This window comes from Cupriavidus sp. 2SB (assembly GCF_005503625.1).
Taxonomy (GTDB): domain Bacteria; phylum Pseudomonadota; class Gammaproteobacteria; order Burkholderiales; family Burkholderiaceae; genus Cupriavidus.
The window spans coordinates 69496-88066 of record NZ_SCMX01000023.1; the positions used below are offsets into that span (position 1 = coordinate 69496).

16 protein-coding genes and 1 tRNA gene are annotated in these 18571 nt (G+C 62.2%); 11 read left to right on the top strand and 6 right to left on the bottom strand.

The genetic code is table 11. The annotated features are described in order from the left end of the window. Positions 1-3 precede the first annotated feature (3 nt). Entirely contained in the window at positions 4-1152 is a 1149-nt protein-coding gene (locus FFS21_RS13395) for a porin (protein WP_249359362.1), read from the top strand. A 434-nt stretch (positions 1153-1586) separates the two neighbouring features. On the opposite strand, the gene FFS21_RS13400 is transcribed toward FFS21_RS13395, so the two are convergent. Further along, entirely contained in the window at positions 1587-2777 is a 1191-nt protein-coding gene (locus tag FFS21_RS13400) for a Do family serine endopeptidase (protein WP_137925317.1), read from the bottom strand. A gap of 20 nt (positions 2778-2797) precedes the next feature. Between FFS21_RS13400 and FFS21_RS13405 the strand changes: the two genes are divergently transcribed. Beyond that, positions 2798-3544 carry a Nif3-like dinuclear metal center hexameric protein gene (locus FFS21_RS13405; protein ID WP_137925318.1) on the top strand — a complete coding sequence of 249 codons (747 nt, stop codon included), beginning with the start codon at positions 2798-2800 and terminating at the stop codon, positions 3542-3544. Positions 3545-3580: 36 nt separating this feature from the next. Here FFS21_RS13405 and mscL read toward each other — a convergent pair whose 3' ends face one another. Continuing rightward, complete coding sequence (gene mscL / locus FFS21_RS13410; RefSeq protein ID WP_137925319.1) at positions 3581-4015, bottom strand: large conductance mechanosensitive channel protein MscL; 435 nt, start codon at positions 4013-4015, stop codon at positions 3581-3583. A 243-nt stretch (positions 4016-4258) separates the two neighbouring features. Here mscL and petA point away from each other — a divergent pair, with 243 nt between their 5' ends. The 6 genes from petA to FFS21_RS13440 all read left to right on the top strand — a co-directional run bounded on the left by petA (position 4259) and on the right by FFS21_RS13440 (position 8623). Then, positions 4259-4876: a ubiquinol-cytochrome c reductase iron-sulfur subunit gene (gene petA / locus FFS21_RS13415; RefSeq protein ID WP_137925320.1), complete on the top strand. Its 618-nt coding sequence runs from the start codon at positions 4259-4261 to the stop codon at positions 4874-4876. 2 nt (positions 4877-4878) lie between these two features. Then, on the top strand, positions 4879-6282 hold the full coding sequence (locus tag FFS21_RS13420; protein WP_137925321.1) for a cytochrome b: 1404 nt from the start codon (positions 4879-4881) through the stop codon (positions 6280-6282). 37 nt (positions 6283-6319) lie between these two features. Beyond that, complete coding sequence (locus tag FFS21_RS13425; RefSeq protein ID WP_137925322.1) at positions 6320-7063, top strand: cytochrome c1; 744 nt, start codon at positions 6320-6322, stop codon at positions 7061-7063. A 293-nt stretch (positions 7064-7356) separates the two neighbouring features. Next, positions 7357-7968, top strand: a complete 612-nt coding sequence (locus FFS21_RS13430; protein WP_008643086.1) for a glutathione S-transferase N-terminal domain-containing protein — start codon at positions 7357-7359, stop codon at positions 7966-7968. Positions 7969-7995: 27 nt separating this feature from the next. Next, positions 7996-8496, top strand: coding sequence for a ClpXP protease specificity-enhancing factor (locus tag FFS21_RS13435; protein WP_137925323.1), 501 nt, complete (start codon positions 7996-7998; stop codon positions 8494-8496). 51 nt (positions 8497-8547) lie between these two features. Beyond that, positions 8548-8623, top strand: a tRNA-Thr gene (locus FFS21_RS13440). Between the two features lie 58 nt (positions 8624-8681). Here the strand turns inward: FFS21_RS13440 and FFS21_RS13445 are convergent. After that, a complete protein-coding gene (locus tag FFS21_RS13445; RefSeq protein WP_137925324.1) occupies positions 8682-10571 on the bottom strand; it encodes a PhoX family protein in 1890 nt (629 codons plus the stop codon). A gap of 418 nt (positions 10572-10989) precedes the next feature. Between FFS21_RS13445 and FFS21_RS13450 the strand changes: the two genes are divergently transcribed. Continuing rightward, positions 10990-11889: an endo alpha-1,4 polygalactosaminidase gene (locus tag FFS21_RS13450; RefSeq protein WP_137925325.1), complete on the top strand. Its 900-nt coding sequence runs from the start codon at positions 10990-10992 to the stop codon at positions 11887-11889. 166 nt (positions 11890-12055) lie between these two features. Here FFS21_RS13450 and FFS21_RS13455 read toward each other — a convergent pair whose 3' ends face one another. Together FFS21_RS13455 and FFS21_RS13460 are read right to left on the bottom strand one after the other, a co-directional pair. Beyond that, positions 12056-12556 (bottom strand): M48 family metallopeptidase, encoded by a 501-nt coding sequence (locus FFS21_RS13455; protein ID WP_137925333.1) that lies wholly within the window; start codon positions 12554-12556, stop codon positions 12056-12058. A gap of 49 nt (positions 12557-12605) precedes the next feature. Further along, a complete protein-coding gene (locus FFS21_RS13460; RefSeq protein ID WP_137925326.1) occupies positions 12606-12830 on the bottom strand; it encodes a hypothetical protein in 225 nt (74 codons plus the stop codon). 234 nt (positions 12831-13064) lie between these two features. On the opposite strand from FFS21_RS13460, the gene ettA reads away from it, so the two are divergent. Continuing rightward, positions 13065-14732 carry an energy-dependent translational throttle protein EttA gene (ettA, locus tag FFS21_RS13465; RefSeq protein ID WP_137925327.1) on the top strand — a complete coding sequence of 556 codons (1668 nt, stop codon included), beginning with the start codon at positions 13065-13067 and terminating at the stop codon, positions 14730-14732. A 157-nt stretch (positions 14733-14889) separates the two neighbouring features. Here ettA and FFS21_RS13470 read toward each other — a convergent pair whose 3' ends face one another. Then, positions 14890-16032, bottom strand: a complete 1143-nt coding sequence (locus tag FFS21_RS13470) for a metallophosphoesterase (protein WP_137925328.1) — start codon at positions 16030-16032, stop codon at positions 14890-14892. A 238-nt stretch (positions 16033-16270) separates the two neighbouring features. On the opposite strand from FFS21_RS13470, the gene FFS21_RS13475 reads away from it, so the two are divergent. Continuing rightward, the coding region (locus tag FFS21_RS13475; protein WP_137925329.1) for a DUF3300 domain-containing protein at positions 16271-18571 on the top strand (2301 nt) is incomplete at its 3' end.

The window sequence follows — 18571 nt, forward strand, 5'->3', positions numbered from 1 at the left end:
GATATGAAGATGAAACTGTTTGCTGCTGCCGTTGCCGCTCTGGCCGCCGGTGGCGCCTATGCCCAATCGAGCGTGACCCTGTACGGTGTCGTTGACGCCGGTATCGAATACCAAAACCATCAGCCGGGCGTTTCGGGCAGCCACGACGTCGTGCGCCTGAACTCGGGCAACATGTCCGGCAGCCGTTGGGGCCTGCGCGGCGTGGAAGATCTGGGCGGCGGCCTGAAGGGCGTGTTCGTCCTGGAAAGCGGTTTCAACGTTGATAGCGGCACGATGGGCCAAAGCAACCGCCTGTTCGGTCGTCAGGCTTTCGTCGGTCTGCAAAGCAACTACGGCACGCTGACCCTGGGTCGCCACCAGACGCCGTTCTATGACTTCGGTCTGGCCTTCGACCCGATGGCCATCGCTTCGAACTACTCGATCACTGGCCAAGCTCCGGAATTCCAGGCTCGTGCTGACAACTCGCTGAAGTACATCGGCAAGTTCGGCGGCCTGACCGGCTCGCTGCTGTATAGCCAAGGCACGAACACTGGCGGCGCAGCCAACACCATCGGCGGCGTGACCTACCAAGGCACCGCTGGCGAAGTTCCGGGCAACTACAAGCTGGGCCGTGCTTACACTGCCAGCCTGATCTACGCAGCAGGTCCGTTCTCGTTCGGTGCCATTTACGACGAAACGAACCAAGGTATCAACGTTGCTGGTCTGACCGACGCCAAGATCCGTCGCGCATCGGCAGCCGGTACGTACGCCTTTGGCCCGGCCAAGGTGTTCGCTGGTTACCGTTGGGCCAAGGCTCTGGACGGCGCAGTGCTGCCGGGCGCCGTGGCAATCGGTCAACCGAACAACTCGTCGACCTCCAACCTGTACTGGCTGGGCGTGGGTTACCAGCTGACCCCGGCGTTCTCGCTGACGGGCGCTGCGTACTACCAAGACTTCCGCAACAGCGGTGCAGATCCGTGGAGCTTCGTGGCTTCGGCTGACTACGCGTTCTCGAAGCGTACCGACGCGTACTTCAACGTCGCCTACACGAAGAACAAGGACGGCTCGCAACTGGGTCTGTCGGGCACGGGCGCTGGTGGTTCGGCCTTCGGCGCGACCAACAACGGTGCCAACCAGTTCGGCGCTGTGGTTGGTGTTCGCCACAAGTTCTAATTTGACGCGGGTGTAAGCCCGCTTCAGATTCGGCTTGTCCAAAACGCCGGTATCCGCAAGGATGCCGGCGTTTTGTTTTGTGGCCTGGGTTGTGGGTTTCAAGTTGCGCGCCTTGGACTCCGTCGTATCCCTTTCGCTCGCCGGTGCGAATCGGTGGTCTGTTCGGAGACATGGATGGCACATTGAATCCGGCGGCGCAGACGATGCGAGAGGCTGGATTCGAGCGTGGCGCCATGTACCGCCTCTGACTCCGGGGTGGTGAGGGAGTATCCAGCAGCATCGACGGGAAAGCGCCTGTCGTCGCCCCATTCCTGTGTTGTTTGCATCGGTGCAGCATCGGTGACCCTCAAAAAGCAAAACCCCCGTCTGAAGAGGCGGGGGTTTTGCTTTCTGCGTTGAGACCTTCTACTGCACTATCGATTGCTGCTCAGCGATCACTCTTCGTCCAACGGCATCGCGCGCCGCGGCGGCGGAGGTCGCTTGCCAATGGTGACAGTCAGTTCAGACGCCTTGCCGCGTCGGATCATCTTCATTTTTACCTCGGCACCGGGTTTGAGCTGGGCGATGGCGTTAAGCAGTGCGGTCGTATCCGAAATGACCTGGTTATCGACCGAGACCAGCACATCGCCAGGCTTCATGCCTGCCTTGTCCGCAGGTCCGTCCTGCACGATGGCGGCGATCAGCGCACCTTCCCGGGCGTCGAGACCAAAGGATTCGGCAATTTCAGGCGTCAGATCCTGTGGCTCCACACCGATCCAGCCTCGTGTGACGCTGCCAGTCGAGATGATCGACTCCATCACCTGCTTGGCCGTCGAGACAGGGATGGCGAAGCCGATACCCAGCGAGCCGCCCGAGCGCGAATAGATCGCCGTGTTGATGCCGAGCAGATTGCCTTGCGCATCGACCAACGCGCCGCCGGAGTTACCGGGATTGATTGCAGCGTCGGTCTGAATGAAGTTCTCGAAGGTATTGATGCCCAGATGGCTACGGCCGAGCGCCGAGACGATACCCATCGTCACGGTCTGGCCGACACCGAACGGGTTGCCGATGGCCAGCACCACATCGCCCACCTTGACGTTCTCGATTCGACCGAGCGTGATTGCAGGCAAATCCTTCAGCGTGATCTTCAGGACTGCCAGGTCTGTTTCGGGATCGGACCCCACGACCTTGGCGTTGGCCTTGCGACCGTCGGTCAGCGCTACCTCTATCTCATCGGCGCCGTCCACCACATGGTGGTTGGTTAGAATGTAACCCTCGGCGCTGACAATCACTCCGGAACCCAGGCTGGATACGGGCTCCTGCCGCTCAGGCAGCCGATCGCCAAAGAAGAACCGGAACCACGGATCTTCCGCCTGCGGGTTGGGCGTCCGCTTTGAGCCGTTTTTGCTGGTGAAGATATTGACCACCGCGGGCATCGCTTCGCGAGCAGCGTCGCTGTACGACCCCTGCGCTGCGGAACCGGCCACGCTGGGCACTACTTCCTTCAATGCGACGATGGGAGACCCGGATTGCACGGCCACCCGCCCGCGCTGCAGCCACTCGGGTTTGAGCGTGGCTATCACGAACCACACGGCCAGCACGACCGTGACGGCCTGGGCGAAAAACAGCCAGAAGCGGCGCAACATATTGGAGTTTTGACCAGAAAATGAAAACAAAAGAGCTTGAATTGTACTTGAACGACCTTCTGGAAGTTCCGCGTTTCAAGGACTATTGCCCGAACGGGCTACAAGTGCAAGGTCGACCCGAAGTCACGCATATCGTCACCGGTGTCACGGCGAGCCTGGCACTGATCGACGCCGCGATCGAGGCCGGTGCCGACGCGATCCTCGTCCATCACGGCTACTTTTGGAAGAACGAGGATGCACGGGTCATCGGTCAAAAGCACGCGCGCTTGAAAAATCTGCTGGCCGCCGATCTCAACCTGATGGCCTACCATCTGCCGCTCGACAACCACCCCGAACTCGGCAACAACGCGCAACTCGCGTTGCAACTGGGGCTGTCTCCCATCGGACGTTTCAGCGACGATCAACTCGGCTGGACGGGCACATTGCTGCAGCCGATGCCGCTGAAAGCATTTGCCGCCCACGTGGGAGGCGTGCTGGATCGGGAACCGCTGACGATTGGCGATCCGGACCAGATGATCCGTTCTGTTGGCTGGTGTACGGGCGGTGCGCAGGGCTATTTTGCGGCGGCTGTAGATGCCGGCGTGGATGTCTATATCAGCGGTGAGGTCTCCGAGCCGACCACTCATCTGGCGCGCGAGAGCGGGGTGGCCTACATCGCGGCGGGGCATCACGCCACGGAACGGTATGGCATCCGCGCCGTCGGAGAACATCTGGCACAACGTTTCGAGCTGCGCCACACGTTCATCGATATTCCGAACCCGGTCTGATCCGGATTCGGAATATGGTTGCAAACCGAAGGAGCCTCAGGCGCGCGGGGCTTGCAGGCTGTCGCGGATTTCACGCAGCAGCTTGATGTCCTCGGGCGTCTCGGCGGGCTTCGGCGCTTCCTCACTCTTCGCGCGCATCTTGTTCACCGCGCGCACCATCATGAAGATGATGAAGGCCAGGATCACGAAATTGACCACGATGGTCAGGAAGTTACCGTAGGCAAAGACTGGCACGCCCGCCTTCTTCAGGTCCGCCAGCGTGTGCGGCACATTGGGCGGAGGGTCCGCCAGCACGATGAAGAGGTTCGAGAAGTCCAGCTTCCCGATGATCCGGCCCACCAGCGGCATGATCAGATCGTTGACGATGGAATCCACGATCTTGCCGAAGGCCGCACCGATGATGACCCCGACCGCCAGGTCCACGACATTGCCGCGCATTGCAAAAGTTCGGAACTCGCTCATCATTCCCATTGGTTATTCTCCATTTTGTTGTTCCAGATTAACGTTTGAGTTTGACAAAGACTGCATCATCGCAACCTCGAGTGCAAGTCGGGAATCAGCGCCAGAACCGCCCCCAAGCGGTCACACCCGCGATCCCATGACGGATTATCGGCGCCGCGGCTATCAGTAGTTCGCCTATCGTCGCCAGATGTGCCTCAGGTATAATTTTTTGTTGACGCAGGATTCAATTGATGACATCCCCTGGGGTTTGGAATGAGTGACCAGCAAAACGTGAAGAACGTGGACAAAGGTCGCCGCAATTGGTTGATCGCGACTTCAGTCGCGGGCGGCGTAGGAGGCGTAGCAGTAGCAGTACCTTTCGTCAGTACCTTTGCACCGTCGGAGAAGGCCAAGGCCGCCGGCGCGCCCGTCGAGGCCGACATTGGTGCCTTGAAGCCTGGCGAAATGATGACGGTGGAATGGCGTGGCAAGCCGGTCTGGATTCTCCGCCGTACCCCGGAAATGCTGGCTTCGCTTCAGAAGACCGACGCTGAAGTAGCGGATCCCAAGTCAGACGTTCCCTTTACGATGGCGACGCCCGACTATTGCAAGAACGAGACCCGCTCGCGTGCCGAGCACAAGGATCTCCTCGTTGTCGTGGGCATCTGCTCCCACCTTGGATGTTCCCCCTCCGGTCCCTTTGCCTCGGGTGCCAACCCGCAGCTCGGCGCCGATCCTGGTTTCCTCTGCCCGTGCCACGGGTCAACGTTCGATCTGGCTGGCCGCGTGTTCAAGAACAAGCCTGCCCCGCAGAACCTTGACGTCCCCCCGTACCAGTTCCTCTCCGACACCAAGATCGTGATCGGCAAGGACGAGAAAGGAGAAGCGTGATCATGGCGGCCGAAAAAGAAGTCAAGACTACCGGGCTGCTGGGCTGGATCGACGCCCGTTTCCCCGCGACCCAACTCTGGGAAGATCATCTCTCCAAGTACTACGCGCCGAAGAATTTCAACTTCTGGTATTTCTTCGGATCGCTCGCGCTGCTGGTGCTCGTGATCCAGATCGTCACGGGCATCTTCCTCGTGATGAACTACAAGCCGGATGGCACCCTGAATGCCGCCGGCATTCCCGTGGCGTTTGCCAGCGTCGAGTTCATCATGCGCGAGGTGCCATGGGGCTGGCTGGTCCGCTACATGCACTCCACTGGCGCCTCGGCGTTCTTCGTGGTCGTGTACCTCCACATGTTCCGCGGGCTGCTGTACGGCTCGTATCGCAAGCCGCGCGAACTGGTCTGGATCTTCGGCTGCCTGATCTTCCTGTGCCTGATGGCCGAGGCGTTCATGGGCTACCTGCTGCCATGGGGCCAGATGTCGTACTGGGGCGCGCAGGTGATCGTGAACCTGTTCTCGGCGATTCCCGTGATCGGCCAGGACCTGTCGCTGTTCATCCGCGGCGACTACGTGGTGAGCGATGCCACGCTGAACCGCTTCTTCTCGTTCCACGTCATTGCAGTGCCGCTGGTGCTGCTGGGCCTGGTGGTGGCGCACATCATCGCGCTGCACGAAGTGGGCTCGAACAACCCGGACGGCGTGGAGATCAAGGCGAAGAAGGACGAGAACGGTGTTCCGCTCGACGGCATCCCGTTCCACCCGTACTACTCGGTGCATGACCTGGTGGGCGTGGCAGGCTTCCTGATCTGTTTCTCGGCGGTGATCTTCTTCTTCCCGGACGTGGGTGGCTACTTCCTGGAAGCCAACAATTTCTTCCCGGCGGATCCGCTCAAGACACCGCCGCACATCGCACCGGTGTGGTACTTCACGCCGTTCTATTCGATGCTGCGCGCCACGACCACGAACTTCCTGCCGATTCTGTGGCTGTTCTTCGCGTTCGTGCTGGGCATGGTGTTCCTTCGCACGAAGGATGCGCGCATCCGCATTGGTTCGGTTGCGGTGCTTGTGATCCTGGCCGTTGGCTTCTATTTCATCGACGCCAAGTTCTGGGGGGTGCTGGTGATGGGCGGCTCGGTAATCGTGCTGTTCTTCATGCCGTGGCTCGACTGCTCGCCGGTCAAGTCCATCCGTTACCGTCCGGGTTTCCACAAGACAATTCTCACGGTCTTCGTGGTGGTGTTCCTGGTCCTGGGTTACCTGGGTGTCCAACCGCCGTCGCCGGTCGGCGAGAAGGTGTCGCAGCTCGGTACGCTGCTGTACTTCGCCTTCTTCCTGACCATGCCGTTGTGGAGCCGTGCCGGCACGTTCAAGCCGGTGCCGGAGCGTGTCACGTTCCATCCGCACTAAGACGCCGCGCGACCCTACAAGAGGACAAGGACACAAGATGAAAAAGTTGCTTTCGATCTTCGCACTGGTCGGCGCGTGCCTTGCCGCGCTGCCCGCGATGGCCGCAGAAGGAGGCTATCCGCTGGAGCCGGCGCCGCTGGATACCAGCGATGTATCGTCGCTGCAGCGTGGCGCCAAGCTGTTCGTCAACTACTGCCTGAACTGCCACGGTGCATCGATGATGCGCTACAACCGGCTCAAGGACCTGGGTCTGACTGACGACCAGATCCGTCAGAACCTGTTGTTCACCGGGGACAAGGTGGGCGATACGATGACTGTGGCGATGCCGCCGAAGGATGCCAAGGCGTTCTTCGGCGCAGCTCCGCCGGACCTGTCGGTCATCGCCCGCGCACGGGGCAATGACTGGCTCTACACCTATCTGCGTACCTTCTACCGTGACGACACCCGCGCGACGGGCTGGAACAACCTGGTTTTCCCGGCCGTCGGCATGCCGCACGTGCTGTGGGAATTGCAAGGTGTTCGCGTGCCGAAGTTCGCCGAAGTGGAGGAGCACGGCCACAAGGTGCAGAAACTGGCTGGCTGGGAGCAGGTTACTGCTGGCAAGATGAGCACGCAGGAGTATGACCAGGCTGCAGCCGACCTGGTGAACTACCTCAACTGGATGGCTGAGCCGGCGCAGAGCCGCCGCAAGCGGCTCGGCGTCTGGGTGCTGCTCTTCCTCGGCGTTTTTGCCATCTTCGCCTGGCGCCTGAATGCGGCGTACTGGAAGGATGTGAAGTAAGCAGGGGAGGTTTGCTCCGTTAGCTTTGTAACGGTGTTTGTAACAACGCAGGATGCCATCCCCAGGGGTCGGCGCGGAAGTTGCAGCAATGCACCGCCGCGCCGACCCTTTTGCTTGGGGCGTTTCGGGTTACCGATGCCGGCCTGGTGGTTTCAGTGATCCATGGATCATTTGTAACTAATTTGCTTTTCGATGGGCCGTTCCGGCAGAATGTTTGCCCTGTCTGAGCTAGCACTGCTAAGTTCGTCAAATTGCTACGAATTTGGCGCACTTCCCACCCAAGGAATTCAACCATGATGGTGTTGTATTCGGGTACCACTTGCCCGTTTTCCCAACGTTGCCGCCTTGTCCTCTTCGAAAAGGGCATGGATTTCGAAATTCGCGACGTTGACCTGTTCAACAAGCCGGAAGATATTTCGGTGATGAATCCGTACGGCCAGGTGCCGATTCTCGTCGAACGCGACCTGATCCTGTACGAATCGAACATCATCAACGAGTACATCGACGAGCGCTTCCCGCATCCGCAGCTGATGCCGGCAGACCCGGTGCAACGCGCCCGCGCCCGCCTGTTCCTGTTCAACTTCGAAAAGGAACTGTTCACCCACGTGTACGTGCTGGAGAACGAGAAGGGCAAGGCCGCCGAGAAGAACCACGAGCGTGCCCGCGCCGCGATTCGCGACCGCCTGACCCAGCTCGCCCCGATCTTCGTCAAGAACAAGTACATGCTGGGCGAAGAGTTCTCGATGCTCGACGTCGCCATCGCGCCGCTGCTCTGGCGCCTGGACCACTACGGCATTGAACTGTCGAAGAACGCCGCACCGCTGCTGAAGTACGCAGAACGTATTTTCAGCCGCCCGGCCTACATCGAAGCACTGACTCCGTCCGAAAAGGTCATGCGTCGCTAAGACGGCCGCGACGCCACCGCAAAGCTAATGTCTGAAACTTCCACCAAGCCCTACCTGATCCGCGCCATCTACGAGTGGTGCACGGATAACGGCTTCACGCCGTACATCGCCGTGTTCGTCGACAGCCAGACCAACGTGCCGCGCGAGTTCGTGAAGAACAACGAAATCGTGCTGAACGTGAGCTTCGACGCAACCAGCGGCCTGGACATGGGCAACGAATGGATTGCTTTCAGCGCCCGCTTCGGTGGCGTATCGCGCAAGATCGATGTGCCCATCGAAAACGTGCTGGCCATCTACGCACGCGAAAACGGGCAGGGCATGGCGTTCCCGGTAGAACGCAGCGTCCCCGAAACCCAGGCTGCTACAGAACGCGAAAACAACCCGCCTCCGAAGCTGGCCCCGGTGGACATCGACACGCCCGCGCCGGTTACCGCCGACGCTGGCGGCGTCGATTCGGACGACGAACCGACCCCACCGCCTGTGCCCCGCATCGGCGGCAAGAAGCCATCGCTGAAGGTTGTCAAATAGACATCCACAAAGCCGACCGCATGCAGTAGAATCGCGGTCTGCACCAAACATGCCGGCTTAGCTCATCAGGTAGAGCAGTTGATTTGTAATCATCAGGTGGCGGGTTCGAGTCCTGCAGCCGGCACCAATTTCCAGTAAAAAAGCCACGCGAAAGCGTGGCTTTTTTACTTCTTCCCTCGTGGATATCACCCCCCCACCGGCTTCCCATCCTTATGCCGCACCACCACCGTCGAAGACCTCGACGGCAGGTTCGCATCCGGCCAGTTCCCACCAGCCACCCCCGTCCCCGTCGGATGCTGGATATTCACAAAGAACGTCGTCAGATCCGGCGTGTAGGCCAGGCCGGTGATTTCGCACCCTTGCGGTCCGACCAGCAGGCGTCGCACTTCCTTCGTCACCTGGTCGACGTAGTGCATCGAGTTCGCGCCGAAGATGTTCGTGACGGATGTACCGGTGCCGGCGTCGGTTTGCACCCAGAGGCGGCCTTTCGGGTCCACGCGGATGCCGTCGGGGCTGCTGAAGGTGGCGCCAATCATGTTGCCCTTCAGGTTGGGGGCGGCGATCGAGGGGTCGCCGGCTAGCAGCAGGATTTCCCACTTGAACTTGGTGGCGAGCGGGGAGTCGCCGTCTTCGCGCCAGCGGATGATGTGGCCGTGCGAGTTGTTGTTGCGCGGGTTGGCTGCGTCGATTTGCACGCGGCTGCCGTTGTTGGTCAGCGTGCAGTAGATGGTCTTGTCGAGGCCCACCGTGATCCACTCGGGGCGATCCATCAGCGTGGCGCCTGCCACGCGGGCGGCGGCCTTGGTGTTGATCAGGACGTCTGACTGGGTGTTGAAGTCGACGTTGACCGGCACTACCACGCCCGGGGCGGCCTGGGTCCAGTTGCCCGGGTCCGAGGCGCCGGCGGTGAGGCCGTTCTTGCCCTGGGTCAGTTCGATCCAGTCGCCGGTGCCGTCGGCATTGAACTTGGCCGCGTAGAGCGTGCCGTTGTCGAGCAGGCTGGCGTTGTTCAGGCGATTGGTGGCGTCGAACGCGGCGCTCGGGATGAATTTGTAGATGCAGCCAGGCGTGCCGTCGTCGCCCATGTAGAACGCCACGCGATTGTCTGCGGTGGTCATGAACGCGGTGTTCTCGTGGTCGAAGCGGCCCATGGCGGTGCGCTTCACGGGCAGGCCGCTGATCTGCTGGAGCGGGTCGATCTCGACCACCCAGCCGTAGCCTTCGTCGGCGTGCGTCGGGTCGAGGTAGTTGTCGGTGGTTTCCTCGCACGTCAGGTACGTGCCCCACGGCGTATGGCCGCTGGAGCAGTTGTTGAGCGTGCCGATGACCACGGGGCCCACGGCGGCTGCGGCCGGGCCGGACACGCGGTAAGACGTGTTGCCGGAGTAGCGCTTGTTGTAGAGCGAGTTGCGCTTGACTTCCCACTTGCCGGCCACGAGTTCGATCTCGATGACGGACACGCCTACCGACGACAGCACGATGCGTTTCTGCTCGGGCGTGGCGGTGGCGGGGTCGTATGAGCCGGACATCAGGATGGCGGCATCCGGTGCTTCGTGGTTCATCACGAGCAGGCCGCCCTTTTGCGGATCGACGCCGGGGATTTCATAGAAGTGCATGCCGTCGTGATTGCCGCCGGCCTGCTGCTCCGTTTCCATCGACGTCTGGAACGCCCCCTTGTAGCCGGCTGCGCCCGGAGCGACCGGGTCGCCTGCCGAGAATATCGTGTAGGTCTCGTAGTTCTCGGCTACGGTCACCTTGTTGGCCGTGATCTTCGAGTCCAGGCCCTTGAAGTTGACGCTGTAGTCGAGCGGCTGCTGGCCGGGCGTCGGTGCAGGGGCCGGAGCCGGTGCAGGGGCGGGCGCCGGTGCGGCGGTGTTGTCGTCGTCGCCACCGCATGCGGCGAGGAGCGTGCCGCCGCCGAAGGCGGACAGCAGCGACATGCCGAGACTGCCGCGCAGTACGCGGCGACGGGCCGGGTTGGCGGCTACGAGTTCTTCGAGCGTCTGGCCCGGTACTGTCTTGTTGCCTTCTGCTTCGCGGCGCGGTGCGCGCAGCTTGTCGGTGATGTACGACATGATCGTTCCTCCAGTCTTTTGCGGGAAGGCGCGCGTTGCGTGACGCGCGCCGGTTCAGGGACAGCCGCAGATACTAGGGAAGCGATATGTCTTTTTCGTTACACAATGACTGCACAATCGGCGATCTTCGATCTGGCTTGGGCCGACTTCGGCATCCCCCTTCAATCTCCAGAATCCTCAACCGATAACTTCTAAGCGGACAAGTCCCGTAAGGGTGGCGGAGTTCGATGACAGTCCTGTGGCGTGACGACAGGGCGGTGAGTTGTCCAGTCATCGACGCTTGTCTCGCGCATAATCGGTGCCACACCGTACCGACCCTTTCTGAAAAAGGGCATCCCCGCGCCGGTGGCTGGCCACGCGGGGGACAAACAATCCGGCCGATTTTTTTTCTGTTGGGTACAACTGGAGAGGTCAATCTATGGAACGCAGGAAAGCAGGCCGGGGGCTTGCGCGCGTGGCAATGGCGGCGATCGTCGGGACAGTGGCCGCATGCGGTGGCGGCGGTGACGACGATGGCAATTCGGTAGTGCGGGTGTCGGAAGCGAATGCCACGATGTTGTCGACGATGGCAACATCGGGAAGCACGGTGACACCGGCGCGGTGGATCCCCTCGGTGAACGACACGTGGCAACTGCAACTGCAGGGCACCGTCAACACGAGCTACAACGCGGCGGTGTTCGACATCGACCTGTTCGATACGCCGCAGGCCACCATCGATAACCTGAAGGCGCAGGGCAAGCGCGTGGTCTGCTACTTCTCCGCAGGCAGCAGCGAGAACTGGCGCTCGGACTTCTCGAAGTTCAAGGCGGCCGATATGGGTAATGCACTCGATGGCTGGGCGGGCGAACGTTGGCTCGACACGCGATCGGCCAACGTGCGTACGATCATGAAAGCGCGCATGGACCTCGCCAGGGCGAAGGGCTGCGATGGGGTCGATCCCGACAATGTCGACGGCTACACCAATAAGCCGGGCTTGCCGCTGACAGCAGCCACGCAGCTCGACTACAACCGCTTCCTGGCAACCGAAGCGCATGCGCGCGGACTGGCCGTGGGATTGAAGAACAGTGTGGACCAGTTGGGTGATCTGGCTTCGTCGTTCGATTTCGCGGTGAACGAGTCGTGCTTCAGGTACAACGAATGCGCGGGTTACTCGGCGTTCACCGTACAGGGCAAGCCTGTGTTCAACGTGGAGTATCAGACGAAGTGGAAGGACGCCACCACGCGCAAGACGCTATGCGCGAAGGCCAAGGCGTTGAACCTGCGGACGTTGGTGCTGCCGTTGGCGTTGAATGACAAGTATCGGTATAGCTGCGATTGATTTTCGCAGCGCGATAAGTCGTTATGCGCTCCCCTCTCCCGCGATAGTGGGAGAGGGGTGGGGGAGAGGGCAAAGGCTTGTATTGCGACTGATCGCAATTTGAACCGCTGAGCCCTCTCCCCCTGCCCCTCTCCCGCCTTGCGGGAGAGGGGAGCAAACAAGGGGTTCAGCGAGCCCCTTGCGTCTTTTCCACTTCCCGCCACGCCAGATACACGCGCGTATCAAACTCCAGCTGGTGATAACGCGGTTCCATATGTTCGCAGAGGCGATAGAACGCCTTGTCGTGGTCGCTCTCTTTCAGGTGGGCGAGTTCGTGGACGACGATCATCCGCAGGAAATCGGCGGGTGCGTCCTTGAATAGCGACGCCACGCGGATTTCCTTTTTTGCCTTGAGCTTGCCACCCTGTACGCGCGAGATGGCTGTGTGCAGGCCGAGCGCGTGTTGCGCGGTGTCGAGCCGCGCGTCGTAGCCCACCTTGTGCAGCGGCGGCGCGCTGCGCAGGTATTCCTGCTTGAGTTCTGCGGTGTATTCGTAGAGCGCGCGATCGGTCTGGATGATGTGGTGCTCTGGATAGCGGCGTGCGATATGGTCGCCCAGCGTGCCGGCCGCCATCGCGGCGCGCACCTGGTCGAGTACGTTGGGCGGATAGCCGCCCAGGAATCGCATCGGGTCTTTCACGCCCGGCCGCCAGCCTTCGGTCATCGCCAATCGTCAATCAGTGGTGGTGATGGTGCTGGTGCATCCAGCTGTTGTCCGTCGAGTTGACGAACGACGCGACCGCGTCCTTGTCACCGGTGGCGTGGCGCATCAGTTCGCCGCACTTGCAGATGCCTTGGTACGGCATGATGTGCGAGCAGGCCGAGGTCTTTTGCAGATACAGCGTGACGGGTTTCGTGCACTTCTTGCACTTGAACTTCAGGGTCAGGGCGGGTTTGCTCATCGCAATTCGGAAGATATCGGAGAAATTCGGGGGTGATGGAAGCACCGTGAAGGCGCTCCAAAGAACCCGGTATTGTACCGGCCGTGCCGGATCAATGCGTGGGTGCCAGGTGGGTGATGCGGGGATGGCATTGAGTCCTGCCATCCGTTTGCTACACTCCCGCCATTCCCTCGCGGTGCGCCCAGCGCAGCCGCCTTCCTCCGCATTCCACAGCACTCAACCGAACCCGCTCCCATGGCACAGTACGTTTTCACCATGAACCGCGTGGGCAAGATCGTTCCGCCCAAGCGTCACATTCTCAAGGACATCTCGCTGTCCTTCTTCCCCGGCGCCAAGATCGGCGTGCTGGGCCTGAACGGCTCGGGCAAGTCCACGCTGCTGAAGATCATGGCCGGCCTCGACAAGGAAATCGAGGGCGAAGCTACGCCGATGCCGAACCTGAACATCGGCTATCTGTCGCAGGAGCCGCAGCTCGATCCCGAGCAGACCGTTCGTGAATCGGTGGAAGCCGGGCTGGGCGGCGTGTTCGAAGCGCGCAAGAAGCTCGACGAAATTTATGCGGCCTACGCCGAGCCGGACGCCGACTTCGACGCGCTGGCCGCCGAGCAGGCCAAGTACGAAGCCATCCTGGCTGCCAGCGATGGCAACAACGCCGAGCTGCAACTCGACATCGCCGCCGATGCGCTGCGCCTGCCGCCGTGGGACGCCAAGATCGGCAACCTGTCCGGTGGTGAAAAGCGCCGCGTGGCGCTGTGCCGCCTGCTGCTGTCGCGCCCCGACATGCTGCTGCTCGACGAACCGACCAACCACCTGGACGCCGAGTCCGTGGACTGGCTCGAACAGTTCCTGACGCGCTTCCCGGGCACCGTGGTGGCCGTGACCCACGATCGCTACTTCCTCGATAACGCCGCCGAGTGGATTCTCGAACTGGATCGCGGCCATGGCATTCCGTGGAAGGGCAACTACAGCTCGTGGCTGGAGCAGAAGGAAAACCGGCTGAAGCAGGAAGAGTCGAGCGAGTCGGCCCGCCAGAAGGCGTTGAACAAGGAACTGGAGTGGGTGCGCCAGAATCCGAAGGGCCGTCAGGCCAAGTCGAAGGCGCGTCTCGCGCGCTTTGACGAACTGAACAGCCAGGAATACCAGAAGCGCAACGAAACCCAGGAAATCTTCATCCCTGTGGGCGAGCGTCTGGGCAATGAAGTGATCGAATTCGAGAACGTCAGCAAGAGCTTTGGCGATCGACTGCTGATCGACAATCTCAGCTTCAAGGTGCCGCCGGGCGCCATCGTCGGCATCATCGGGCCGAACGGCGCCGGTAAATCGACGTTCTTCAAGATGCTCACCGGCAAGGAACAGCCGGATAGCGGCGAGATCAAGGTCGGCCCGACGGTGAAGATGGCATTCGTGGACCAGAGCCGCGATGCGCTGGATGGCACGAAGACCGTGTTCGAGGAAATCTCGGGCGGCTCCGATGTGCTGACGGTGGGCCGCTACGAAACGCCGTCGCGCGCCTACATCGGCCGCTTCAACTTCAAGGGCGGCGACCAGCAGAAAACCGTGGGCTCGCTGTCAGGCGGTGAACGCGGTCGCCTGCATATGGCCAAGACGCTGATCGAAGGCGGCAACGTGCTGCTGCTGGACGAACCGTCGAACGACCTCGACGTGGAAACGCTGCGCGCGCTGGAAGACGCACTGCTGGAGTTCGCCGGCTGCGTCATGGTGATCTCCCACGATCGCTGGTTCCTGGATCGTATCGCTACGCACATCCTGGCCTTCGAAGGCGATTCGCACGTGGAGTTCTTCCCGGGCAATTACCAGGAATACGAAGCGGACAAGAAGAAGCGCCTGGGTGAAGAAGCTGCGAAGCCGAAGCGGATCCGGTACAAGCCGATCATGCGTTGATTGGTTCTTCTCCCCTCTCCCACTTGTGGGAGAGGGGCGGGGGAGAGGGCCAGCGGTTCAAATTGCTGATGTCGGCAAGCAGAACTTCCGGCCCTCTCCCCCAACCCCTCTCCCGCGTCGCGGGAGAGGGGAGCAAACAAGCGGTAGAGCAGAAGACTCACCCCCGCACCAACCTCACCAGCGTAATCTCCGACGGTGCCCCGAACCTCTTCGGCGGACCCCAGTAGCCCGTTCCGCGGCTCACATAGATCCACATCCTTTCATGCCGGTTCAGCCCATGCACATAGGGCTGCTGCATTGGCACGAACAGGTTCCATGGCCAGAACTGGCCGCCATGCGTGTGTCCCGATAGCTGCAGATCGAAACCTGCCGCTGCAGCAGCGGGGGCCGAGCGCGGCTGATGGGCGAACAACACGCGTGCGGACGCATCGGCTGGCGCACCCTGCAGCGCACGAACCGGATCGCTGCGATGGCTTTCGATAAAGCCGCCCGCCGTGAAATCGGTCACGCCACCCAGCACCAGCGACGCCTGCCCGCGCGTGACCACCACATGCTCGTTCATCAGCACCGTCAGGCCCAGGCGCCGCAGTTCGGCGATCCACGGCTCCGCGCCAGAGTAGTACTCGTGATTGCCTGTGACCACATAGGCGCCATGCCGCGCTTCCAGTCGCGCGAAGGGTGCGGTGTGGGCCGATAGCTCGCGAACCGAACCGTCCACAAGATCGCCCGTCACGGCGATGGCGTCGGGTTTGAGGCCGTTCACGCGATCGACGATGCGATCGAGATAGGGGCGCTTGATCGTCGGCCCCACGTGGATATCGCTGATCTGCGCGATGGTGAAACCCTGGAATGCCTCGGGTAGGTTAGCGATCGGCACATCCACCTTCACCACCCGCGCCAGCCCCCGCGCGTTGAAGAAACCGATGGCCGAGACTGCCAGCGCCAGTCCCCACACTGCCGCTGCGCTGTTGGCAGCGAGGCGGGCAGGCTGCCAGCCGGTCAGGGTGGCTACGAGCAGGAAGATGTCGCGGGCGACGGTCAGGATCAGCAGCGACGAGAAGAAGCCCATCGCCAGCATGCCGATCCAGCTCAGTCGATCCGCCCAGCCCGTGGACAGGCGCCGGGCCATCAACGCGGACGGAATCAGCAGGCTCGACGCCATGAGCCAGAGCACGCCCACCGTGTGGACCACCAGCGGACCGGGCAGGGGCGGGAGCAGGCGCACCCCGATATAGACGTGGAGCGCCGCGACGATCATCGCGGGCAGCAACAGGGAGCGGCGCAGCAGCTTGGAACTCATGGCGGGGGCGATGGCATCGTAATTCGACGTAGTTGAGGCCCTCACGCGCATGATTCAAGGGTGTAGGTGCAAGATACGCGACAAATGCCTGCGCTGCCCGTGGCAAGGCGGCATCGATCTGTCCGATTTTGGGCGCAAGATGAATGTTTTCGAGGCGCATTGTTCCAGCCTGCGCGGTCATTTAGATTCACTGACGCTGCAGTGGTGTCTGATGCTGCCCATTCTTGCTGGAGTTTCTATGTTGAAGCGATTTCCCAGGCGTTTGCCCATCAGCCCTACGTTGATCGCCGCGGCGCTGCTCGGTGTGGCGGCGGCGCCGCTGCCGGTGGATGCGCAGGCTGCCACCACGGCCCAGCCCGCCAGCGCCGCCCGCAAGGTGGCGCCGCTCACCTGGCCGCGCAGCTACGAGGTGGCGGGTGAGCACGTGGAGCTTTACCAGCCCGAGATCGAGAAATGGGAGGGTGACCGGATGTCAGGTCGCGCCGCAGTGGGCATCGGCGCCAAGGACGGTGCGCCGACCTATGGCGTGGCGCGTTTTTCGGCGCAGGCCGATATCGACAAGCCATCGGCGCTGGTGCAACTGTCGAAGATCCAGATCGATAGCGTGGACGTGCCCACACGCCCGGAAGCCGCCGACAAGATCCGCCAGGCCCTGATCGGCCAGTTGTCTCCCAAGGGCCTGACCGTGCCGCTGGATGAGTTGCAGGCCAGCTACGCCGTGTCGCAGGAACTGGCGAAAGCGCAGCGCGTGCCCGTGAAGAACGATGCTCCGCAGATCCTGTTCGCCGCCACGCCCACGCTGCTTGTGCATGTGGATGGCGAGCCCGTCTGGCGCGAGGTGGCTGGCACTGGCTACGAGCGCGCGATCAACAGCCGCGCGTTGCTGCTGCGCGATACCAGCGGCGAGCTATGGCTGCAGGCGGGGGGTTACTGGTATCGCTCGGCATCGGAGGGTGGGAAGTGGGATGCCGTCGCCAATCCGCCCGCCGCGCTGCTAGGCGCCGCCCGCAAGATTGCAGCGGTCAAGAACGAGCCGAAGGCGGATCCGATGATGCCTGCCGATGGCAAGAAGCCCGCGCGGCCGCCAGCCGTGCAGTTGGCGACGCGGCCAGCGGAACTGATCGTGACACAGGGCGAGCCGCAGATGACACCGGTCGCGGGGGTGGGCCTGCTGACGATGTCCAATGCCGACCACGCGGTCTTTGTCGATCCGTCGAGCAACCAGACCTATGTGCTGATCTCGGGGCGCTGGTTCCGCGCGGCGATGCTCAACGGGCCATGGGAATACGTGCCCGGTGACCAGTTGCCGGCGGAGTTCGCGAAGATCTCGCCGAAGGACCCCAAGGCGAATGTACTGGTCTCGGTGCCGGGCACGCCGCAGGCCCGCGAAGCCGAGATCGCGGCGACGATTCCGCAGACCGCCTCGGTGGCACGTGACAAGGCCACGGTCGCCGTCACCTACGATGGCCCGCCGAAATTCGAGGCCATCACCGGCACGTCACTGCGCTACGCGGTCAACACGGGCACGCCCGTGATCGAGGTCGATAGCGCCCACTACTACGCCGTGGCCAACGGCGTCTGGTTCACCGCTGGTGTGCCGGGCGGCCCGTGGCGCGTGGCCACCGAAGTGCCCTCGGCCATCTACACGATCCCGCCCAGTTCGCCGCTGTATTACGTGACCTATGTGCGGATCTACTCGGTCACACCGACGACTGTCGTGGTCGGCTACACGCCGGGCTATATGGGCGTGGTGGTCAGCCCCGACGGCACCGTCGTCTACGGCACGGGCTATGTCTATCCGCCCTATGTCGGCAGCTATTACTACGGCTATCCGGTGACGTACGGCTATGGCGCAGGCTTCGGCATCGGCGTGGCCGAGGGGTTTGCGTTCGGCTTTGCGGCAGGCGCGATCTGGGGCGGCGCGGCGCCGTACTGGGGTCCGTACTGGTACGGCGGCTGGGGCGGCGGCAACTTCGTCAATATCAACCAGGCGAACTTCTATGGCCGGTGGGGGCAAGGCACGGTCACCCATGCCGAAGGCTGGAATGCCTGGACCGGCACCCAGTGGCGTGGCACGGCAGGTGCCGGCTACAACGCGGCCACGGGCGCTCGCTACCAGGGCAGCCGGGGTGCGGCCTTCAATCCCTACTCGGGCAACTACGCGGCGGGGCGCCAGGGATCGTTCGCCAATCCGTCGACCGGCCGCGAAGGTGCGGCGCGCGGCGGCGTGGCCGGCAACGAGTATTCGGGCAACTATGCGGCGGGCCGACAGGCCGCAGGCTACAACGCGCAGACCGGCCGCGTGGGCGCTGGCGAGATCGGCGTGGCCGGCAACACGCAGACCGGCCAGCAGACGGCGGGCAGTCGAGGCTTTGTCGCCAATCCGAACAAGGACAACGCCGTGGTCTGGAACAACGGCAATGTCTATGCGGGGCACGACGGAAACGTCTACCAGCACACGGATAACGGCTGGCAGCAGCACACCAGCAACGGCTGGCAGTCGGTGCAACCGAATGCCGATGTGCAGAACCGGCTGGAC

Excerpts from the sequence above, each read along its gene's own strand:
- FFS21_RS13460 (WP_137925326.1), bottom strand. The coding sequence starts at position 12,830 with ATGAGCAAACCCGCCCTGACCCTGAAGTTCAAGTGCAAGAAGTGCACG.
- FFS21_RS13425 (WP_137925322.1), top strand. The coding sequence starts at position 6,320 with ATGAAAAAGTTGCTTTCGATCTTCGCACTGGTCGGCGCGTGCCTTGCC.
- FFS21_RS13435 (WP_137925323.1), top strand. The coding sequence starts at position 7,996 with ATGTCTGAAACTTCCACCAAGCCCTACCTGATCCGCGCCATCTACGAG.
- FFS21_RS13430 (WP_008643086.1), top strand. The coding sequence starts at position 7,357 with ATGATGGTGTTGTATTCGGGTACCACTTGCCCGTTTTCCCAACGTTGC.
- FFS21_RS13450 (WP_137925325.1), top strand. The coding sequence starts at position 10,990 with ATGGAACGCAGGAAAGCAGGCCGGGGGCTTGCGCGCGTGGCAATGGCG.
- ettA (WP_137925327.1), top strand. The coding sequence starts at position 13,065 with ATGGCACAGTACGTTTTCACCATGAACCGCGTGGGCAAGATCGTTCCG.
- petA (WP_137925320.1), top strand. The coding sequence starts at position 4,259 with ATGAGTGACCAGCAAAACGTGAAGAACGTGGACAAAGGTCGCCGCAAT.
- mscL (WP_137925319.1), bottom strand. The coding sequence starts at position 4,015 with ATGGGAATGATGAGCGAGTTCCGAACTTTTGCAATGCGCGGCAATGTC.
- FFS21_RS13400 (WP_137925317.1), bottom strand. The coding sequence starts at position 2,777 with ATGTTGCGCCGCTTCTGGCTGTTTTTCGCCCAGGCCGTCACGGTCGTG.
- FFS21_RS13420 (WP_137925321.1), top strand. The coding sequence starts at position 4,879 with ATGGCGGCCGAAAAAGAAGTCAAGACTACCGGGCTGCTGGGCTGGATC.
- FFS21_RS13405 (WP_137925318.1), top strand. The coding sequence starts at position 2,798 with ATGAAAACAAAAGAGCTTGAATTGTACTTGAACGACCTTCTGGAAGTT.
- FFS21_RS13470 (WP_137925328.1), bottom strand. The coding sequence starts at position 16,032 with ATGAGTTCCAAGCTGCTGCGCCGCTCCCTGTTGCTGCCCGCGATGATC.
- FFS21_RS13455 (WP_137925333.1), bottom strand. The coding sequence starts at position 12,556 with ATGCGATTCCTGGGCGGCTATCCGCCCAACGTACTCGACCAGGTGCGC.
- FFS21_RS13445 (WP_137925324.1), bottom strand. The coding sequence starts at position 10,571 with ATGTCGTACATCACCGACAAGCTGCGCGCACCGCGCCGCGAAGCAGAA.
- FFS21_RS13395 (WP_249359362.1), top strand. The coding sequence starts at position 4 with ATGAAGATGAAACTGTTTGCTGCTGCCGTTGCCGCTCTGGCCGCCGGT.